The sequence below is a fragment of the Bartonella sp. AD328YNZD genome (genome assembly GCF_042196425.1).
This window is the reverse complement of sequence record NZ_JBHIQG010000112.1, coordinates 1-6,852: the sequence shown is the minus strand read 5'-3', so window position 1 is coordinate 6,852 and position 6,852 is coordinate 1. Positions and strand designations below refer to the sequence as shown.

The following is a 6,852-nucleotide window of genomic DNA, read 5'->3' as shown; positions in this document are numbered from 1 at the left end:
TCTGCTAAAGCTTGCTTAGCAAAATCTCCCACTGGTTCTGCATAAGGAACGCGAATCTGATGAAAACTATTATCTTGATTGCGTCGACCACCACGACGTCCTCGACGACGTCCTCGATGATAAGAATCATCATTCAAGGTATCTTCTTTTTTATGAACGTTGGAGAGAGAATGATCAGTAATTTCACCGTGACGATTTTTGCGCCGACGCTTTTGGTTTGTTTCAATGGGAGATGGATTTTCAATAGATTCACTCTTTATGAAAACAGAATCTTCAATTTCTTGCTTATTGTCACCTTCCAATGAAGATTGAGAAATTCTCTCTGCTATTGAGCCTTTAGAAATAACAAGATGTTGTGTTCCAATACTATCATCTGCTTCAATACTAATATTAAGTTTAAAGCGAGCTTCTAAATTAACAAGAATATTGCGTTTATGATTTAATACATAAAGCGCAGTTGCTACGGGAGTGCGCACGATAATATTATGTTGCGAATTATGAAGAAGATATTCTTCAATTGAGCGCATGACATGTAACGCAATTGATGATTCAGAACGTATAGTTCCTGTTCCTGCGCAATGTGGGCATGGCTGTGTCGTACTTTCTAAAACCGATATGCGAATACGTTGACGACTCATTTCTAAAAGGCCGAAGTGTGAAATATGACCAACTTGAATACGAGCACGATCGTTTTTTAAACAATCTTTTAATTTTTTTTCGACAAGCTTCACATTACGTTCTTCAAGCATATCGATAAAATCAATCACAATTAAACCAGCAAGGTCACGCAAGCGTAATTGACGCGCGACTTCTTCAGCAGCTTCAAGGTTAGTTTGTAAGGCTGTCTTTTCGACAGAGAATTCTTTCGTAGAGCGGCCAGAATTTACGTCAATAGCAACAAGTGCTTCTGTTTGATTAATAACAAGATAACCACCAGATTTTAAAGAAACTTGTGGTTGCAACATTTTATCAAGTTGAATTTCAATATTATTTCTTGCAAAAATGGGCGTAGGATCACGGTAAGGTTGCACAACTTTTGCATGACTTGGCATGAGCATACGCATAAAGTCTTTCGCTTCACGATATCCTTGGTCTCCAGATACAAGAATTTCACTAATGTTCTTATTGTAAAGATCTCGTATAGAACGCTTGATGAGATTGCTTTCTTCATGGACAAGGCATGGCGCCGTTGACTCGAGTGTCAAAGTGCGAATAGTATCCCATAACCGCATAAGATATTCATAATCACGTTTAATTTCAGCTTTTGTTCTATTGGCACCAGCGGTTCGTAAGATAACTCCCATACCTTTTGGAACGGCTAATTCTTTTACGATTTCTTTAAGACGCTTACGGTCTTGTACGTTCGTAATTTTTCGTGAAATACCACCACCACGTGCTGTGTTGGGCATTAGAACAGAGTAACGACCAGCTAGAGATAGATATGTTGTAAGGGCAGCACCTTTATTACCACGCTCTTCTTTGATAACTTGTACCAACAAAATTTGACGTCGTTTAATGACTTCTTGAATTTTATACTGGCGCCCTTGTTTTCTTTGATAAATCGGGAGCTCTTCACGGATGTCCTCAGCACCGACCATTTCAATCTCATCGTAAGAGATATTGGCATTTAATGCTTCTTCTGTATTATCAATTATTGTCGCTTCAGATGTGATATCATTTTCAATATCGGCTGCTATAACATTGTTTTTTTCACTTTTTTTTGTTCTTCTGGAGCGTTTTTTATTTTTAGTTGCTTCTTCCGTAAAGGTATCTATAGAATTTTCTCCTACAGCTTCTTTTTCTTCTTCTTCAAGAAGAGCAAGGCGATCAGCAATAGGAATTTGATAATAATCAGGATGAATTTCAGAAAATGTTAAAAAACCATGTCGGTTTCCACCATATTCAACAAAAGCTGCTTGGAGAGACGGTTCTACACGCGTAATACGTGCGAGATAAATATTCCCCTTGAGCTGTTTTCTATGTTCTGATTCAAAATCAAGTTCTTCAATTTTGTTGCCGTGAACAACAACAACACGTGTTTCCTCCGGATGGGAGGCATCTATAAGCATTTTGTTTGACATAAGTTAATATCCTGAAGGCGACATGCACAATTTTATTCAAACGAATGCTATAACTATTCGTAAACATAAAAGGCTGTCTGCCATAAAAGGGAGGTACCAGAAAAACAGGACGGAACACCACGTGCAAAGGCATGACTGCATTTACACCATTTCTCATCATTATTTCCATCTGTTTTTTATGACTCATATTTCTTAAAAGTCTCCGGTAAAATAATCTTTAAAACAGTTCGGATATCCGAACCAACGAATCTTAAGTAATGCAATCCTAATGTTACAACATAGAAATTTTTCATCCATAAAAAAGTCTCAACGCATAATAGACAAAAAACCCCTAAAGACAACTTAATATGAGTTGTAGATAATTTAGATGACTATTATCAGCTAGGAAGCATAAATATTCTTTTATGTTGATATCATGCGTTTGGCAAGTAACAATGTAAATTTGGCAAGTAACAATGTAAATCATGTATAATTATAATATCTTTATGACCTTAATTCCATTTTGAGGTGTTTATTTAGCTTTTATTGAAAAATAGAGATAAATTGGTGTATCGTTTTATGTAACCAAGATAAATTATTACAAAGGTAATGTAGAGTATTTTGCTTATGATAAAAGTTTTTTTTACCAAAAAGCTGAAAACAGCTTATGGGGATGTTATTGTGCTCGTCACATACTTTTTATTATCTTTTTTGCTACTCCAAACTAGTGTTCAAGCCGCAGATCCTCTGAGACTTATTAATTTTCGAACCATTGGTGATAGTGTTCATACGCGTATTATTGCGGTTTTTAATTCAAAACCAAATGTTCGTTTACAGATTTTGGACAGGCCAGCACGTTTGGTTATCAATTTACCTACAATTGACTTTTCGATGCAAAATACGCCTTTAAAGAAACGGAATACATTATCTGTTATGCTTTCAGATGTTCGTTATGCTTTCTCTGACATACAGACTTCACGCATTATTTTGACAAGTAAAACGGCTTTTGTGGTTGAAAAAAATGTCGTAAAAAAATTAAATAATGGTTTATGGCAGTTGCTGATTGATATTCGTAAAAGTACACAAGAAAAATTTGATGAGATATTAAAAAAACAGCAAAGAAGCAATTTTGATACAAAAACACAGTTAATGCCAGCATATAATTTCCGTGTTGTTCTTGATCCTGGTCATGGTGGTATTGATGGTGGTGCACGGGGTGTTACTGGAATTTTAGAAAAAGATGTGACTTTAGACTTTGCGCGTGCATTGCGAGACGAATTACAAAAGGATTCTCATATTACCGTTGCTTTAACACGAGATTCCAATATTTTTTTAAGACTAAGTGAAAGAGTTAAAAAAGCGCAAGAGTTTGATGCTGATCTTTTTATATCTATTCACGCGGATACGATTGATCTACATTCTCTTCGCGGTGCCACAGTGTATACCATATCAGACAAAGCCTCTGATGCCATTGCAAAATCTTTAGCTGAAAATGAAAATAAAGTTGATTTGCTTGATGGTTTGCCTGCAGATGAAACGCTCGAAGTTACAGATATTTTGATGGATCTTACACGACGTGAAACACATACATTTTCGGTTAATTTTGCAAATAGTGTTATTTCAAGTTTATCAAAGAATCATATTAACTTGATTAATAACCCACATCGGTACGCTAATTTTCAAGTTTTAAGAGCTTCAGATATACCCTCAGTCTTGATAGAGATAGGTTATTTATCCAATAAAGAGGACGAAAAGTTATTAAATGATCCTCATTGGAGAAAACAAATGGCAGCCTCTATTGCTCATTCTATTCGTCAATTTGCTGATTATAGGCAGAAAATGATACAGCCTCTTTAAATTTGTGAGAAAATAGAGTATCAATAGGGGCTTCTAGTGTACCCTAGTATAAATAAAAGATAGAAAACAATTTCTCTTGATCTCAATCTTGTGGTGTTATCCACTTGGTGTGTTTGAAGTATAACGTATTTTTTCTTTGATTAATTCTTAAGAAAGCGATAGCCGTTTTTATGATGATTTTTTTAAGATATCTTCTTCGTTTTTTTGTTGCTATTGGACTTTGTGGTGCAATAATGTGGGGTGTTATGACCAGTGGTCAAGCAAATGCGCTTCCTGATTATGAAGTTCTTTCACTTTATGAGCCGCCAGTAATGACCCGCGTCCATGCTTCTGATGGTCGTCTTATGGCAGAGTTTGCAACAAAACACCGTCTTTATTTGCCGATTCAATCAATACCAAAGCTTGTTATAGATGCTTTTGTTTCGGCTGAAGACAAGAATTTTTATCATCATTTTGGTTTAGATCCCGAAGGGCTTTCTCGCGCTTTGATCAATAATATTCGTAATATTGGTTCTGGAAGACGTCCAGAGGGTGCATCAACTATAACGCAACAAGTCGCTAAAAACTTCCTTTTAAGTTCAGAAACAACGTTAGAACGTAAATTTAAGGAAGCTATTTTAGCAATGCGTATTGAGAAAACTTATTCAAAAGATCATATTCTCGAGCTTTACCTCAATGAAATTTATCTGGGTCGTGGCACTTATGGTATAGCAGCAGCTTCTTTGACTTATTTTAATAAATCCGTTAATGATCTGACGCTAGAACAATGTGCTTATTTGGCTGCTCTTCCAAAAGGACCAGCAAATTATGATCCATTTAAGAATACACAACGTGCTATTGAACGGCGTAATTGGGTTATAGACCGTATGATTGCAAATGGATATGTAACGCGTGAACAAGGTGAAAAAGCGAAAGCTAAACCTTTAGGAGCGACAATACGTGGGAGTGATAGCTATGTTTTTGCGGCTGATTATTTTACTGAAGAAGTGCGGCGTCGTTTAATACATCGCTATGGGGCTAAAACACTTTATGAAGGTGGGCTTTCCATTCGTACAACGCTTGATCCGCATTTACAACTTATTGCACGACGTGCTTTGCACAATGGATTAATTAGATTTGATCATGCGCAAGGATGGCGTGGAGCTTATGCGCATATTGATGAGAAAGGTGATTGGGGGACAGAACTTGCAAATATCACAGGGCTAAGTGATGTTCCTGAATGGCGTTTAGCTGTTGTTCTTTCTACTAATCCCAACAAAGTAGAGATTGGTTTACAGCCACAGCACGAAGCTTCAGGTATATTATCCCAAAAACGGGAAATTGCTGTTTTATCTGAAGCTGATTCAAAATGGGCTCTCCATGTTGTAAAAGAAAATGGTTATCGAAAAACTGTTCAGAACTTATCTCATGTTCTGCAAGTTGGGGATGTCATTTTTGTTGAAAAACTATCCAATACAAACAACACTTATCGTTTACAACAAATTCCAAAGGTTGAAGGTGCAATTGTTGCTATGGAACCTCATACAGGGCGTGTTCTTGCTATGGTGGGAGGATTTTCTTTTGCCGAATCTGAATTCAATCGTGCAACCCAAGCTTACCGCCAACCGGGGTCTGCTTTTAAGCCTTTTGTTTATGCAGCAGCTCTTGATAACGGATATACACCAGCATCCGTTGTTTTAGATGGCCCCATAGAAGTTCGTCAATATAATGGTGAAGTTTGGCAACCCAAAAATTATGGTGGTACCTTTGCAGGACCTTCAACGTTGCGTTACGGTATTGAGCATTCTCGTAATCTTATGACAATACGGCTTGCCAATGATATGGGAATGCCTCTTGTCGCTGAATATGCAGAACGTTTTGGGGTGGTAGATAAATTGCAGCCTTATCTTCCCATGGCTTTAGGGGCTGGTGAAACAACAGTATTACGGATGGTTACAGCTTATTCCGTTATTGCCAATGGCGGACGCTCTATTAAACCTTCTCTGATAGACAGAATTCAAGATCGTTATGGGAAGACAATTTATCGTCATGATGATCGTATTTGCGAAAATTGTAATACGAATTCATGGAATAATCAAAGTGAGCCCACATTGATTGATGAGCGAGATCAAGTTCTTGACCCTATGACGGCTTATCAAATTACATCGATGATGGAAGGGGTTGTTCAGCGTGGTACTGCGGCACGTTTACGTTATCTTAATCGACATATTGCCGCTAAAACAGGAACAACCAATGACTCTAAGGATGTCTGGTTTATGGGATTTACTCCTGACATTGTCGTTGGTATTTTTGTCGGTTATGATCAACCAGCTCCGTTAGGATATAATGGAACAGGAAGTTCATTAGCTGCACCTATTTTTGGTGATTTTATGGTAGATGCTCTTAAAGGGAAGCCAGATGTTCCCTTTAAGATGCCAAAGGGTATGATTTTAATGCCAATTAATCGAAAAACAGGAATGCTTGCCGAAAGAGGAGATCAAGATGTCATTATAGAAGCATTTAAACCAGGGACTGGTCCTGCTGATATCTATCAAGTCATTGGGAGTACGAATTCTTTTCAAGAAGGTGTTCCTGCAGTAACCACTTCTCCACAAGTCAATAAAGCTCTTGAAAGTGGGACGGGTGGGCTGTATTAATCGATAAAATCTTTTTTGCCATGAGTTATGGTTTTTATCTATTTTTTTACAATGTCGGTTCCGTAAATAGAATGATAAAACCGTACCATTTTCTGATAGCAGCTCTTAAATTTGTATAAAATGCTAAGAGACATAACCAGAAAGAGTATTAAAAAATACGGTGTTAAATTATGCGAGCAGAAATAGAAACATTAGTTTATGAAATCCAGAAAGCAATTCAATTGCTAAGGGGGCATCTTTGACTGGGATCAATCACTAAAACGTCTCGAATATCTTAATCAAAAAGCGGAAGATCCATC

The 6,852-nt window shown here is 37.1% G+C and carries 3 protein-coding genes and 1 pseudogene; 3 read left to right on the top strand and 1 reads right to left on the bottom strand.

Annotated features, from left to right (window positions below):
- On the bottom strand, window positions 1–2,081 hold a 2,081-nt coding region (locus ACFIO3_RS06600), incomplete at its 3' end, for a ribonuclease E/G (protein ID WP_375704219.1).
- Between the two features lie 606 nt (window positions 2,082–2,687).
- On the opposite strand from ACFIO3_RS06600, the gene ACFIO3_RS06595 reads away from it, so the two are divergent.
- The 3 genes and pseudogenes from ACFIO3_RS06595 to prfB all read left to right on the top strand — a co-directional run.
- Complete coding sequence (locus tag ACFIO3_RS06595) at window positions 2,688–3,917, top strand: N-acetylmuramoyl-L-alanine amidase (RefSeq protein WP_375606850.1); 1,230 nt, start codon at window positions 2,688–2,690, stop codon at window positions 3,915–3,917.
- A 170-nt stretch (window positions 3,918–4,087) separates the two neighbouring features.
- A complete protein-coding gene (locus tag ACFIO3_RS06590) occupies window positions 4,088–6,553 on the top strand; it encodes a penicillin-binding protein 1A (protein ID WP_375606851.1) in 2,466 nt (821 codons plus the stop codon).
- 170 nt (window positions 6,554–6,723) lie between these two features.
- Window positions 6,724–6,852 (top strand): annotated as a pseudogene (prfB, locus tag ACFIO3_RS06585) (peptide chain release factor 2); the annotation flags it as partial.